The organism is Acidilobus sp. (assembly GCF_049973875.1).
GTDB lineage: Archaea > Thermoproteota > Thermoprotei_A > Sulfolobales > Acidilobaceae > Acidilobus.
In genome coordinates this window covers 1-852 of sequence record NZ_JBMFJI010000090.1, presented here as the reverse complement: position 1 = coordinate 852, position 852 = coordinate 1, and the positions used below count along the sequence as shown (strand labels likewise).

General features: G+C 44.7%; 1 protein-coding gene. It reads left to right on the top strand.

All coding sequences use genetic code 11. The features are described from left to right. Positions 1-21: 21 nt before the first annotated feature. Positions 22-852, top strand: an 831-nt coding sequence (locus tag ACP5H1_RS08495) for a hypothetical protein (protein ID WP_427974094.1), incomplete at its 3' end; no start/stop codon positions are given.

Genomic DNA, 852 nt, shown 5'->3' with positions numbered 1-852 from the left:
GGTCTGTTGCCAGAATCCCTTATGGTTGAGCTTGACAACATCCCAAATAGCTATAATAAAGCAGTTGAAAACCTGAGCGATCGCCAACTTAATAACATAAAGGATGGCATCGATAATATCGATGCTGACGGTAACTCCATGGAGAGTTGCAAAGAGCTTGCCTCAGGTTTTATCAATGACCTCAGACTTGAGGTAGTACCTATGGGCGGTACTTTCAACATACCTATGGCTGTGGAAGATTCCTGTAAAGGTGGCGGTAACAAGGAAAGCAAAGGACGTCTTGAGATTAAAGCAAGCCTCTACGACTCTCAGGCTGTGGCCGCCTATTTGATATCAAAGATGCTGATAGAGCTTAATGCTATAAACTACAATAAAGTCTATATATACGTTGACGTGACTAACGCCCCCAACCAGCTCCAGGTAATGACGGTAAGAGCTGCTGAGGGTGCGGCTTCGGCCCTCTCATTCTCTACTGAGGTTGCTCTTGGCTTCTCTGCCCTCGATCCATACATAAAGGGAGGAGAGCTGAGTCTCAATGTCGTTGAGCAGAGGCCCCTACCAGGCATAAGACTACCAGCCGAGAAGCCGACAAATTTAATAAAGCCTAGACTCCAGGACGATAAGATCGACAAAAACATCATTAATGAGCTCGATAAGCTTAAGGAAAGCTACATGAAATCGTTGCTTTACTCGGTTGGCATAGCTGCTTCGATAAACTTAGGCGCTCTTTTTCTGGCACCATATTTAATTAATGAGACTGACAATTTACCCATGATGCTAGCTGAGATATCGGTAAAAAAATACTTTGAGTTAACCAGGATGGTCAGCGAGAACGGCTCGGTGACCATAAAG